We start from the raw sequence: 246 nt of genomic DNA, 5'->3' as shown, positions 1-246 counted from the left end.
GATGGAACTGACCCAACCGTACTCACGGTTTGAGCAGCTTATGGGCAACCCAGTCTGGGATAGCCCATTCCATGTCCTGGCAAAACACGTGTGGGAGAAGGAAGACCCTACCAAGTTCCAGAACGCCAATCCTGTCTGCCTGGACGCCTGGAAATTTGTCAAAGCCGATCCAAATGGCTATTGGCACCTATGGCAGCGCCGCGACGACTGGCAGAAAACGCCGACCGGCGCAAACCTAGGTAAACC

At 55.3% G+C, this 246-nt stretch carries 1 protein-coding gene; it reads left to right on the top strand.

Annotation, left to right across the window (positions count from 1 at the left end; genetic code table 11):
• Positions 1–40: 40 nt before the first annotated feature.
• On the top strand, positions 41–246 hold a 206-nt coding region (locus ACZ3HH_RS30925; RefSeq protein WP_465810510.1), incomplete at its 3' end, for a hypothetical protein.

It is taken from the genome of Pseudomonas sp. PME37.24/025 (assembly GCF_055556615.1).
The sequence above is the reverse complement of the archived record's forward strand: the minus strand, read 5'-3'. Positions and strand labels throughout refer to the sequence as shown.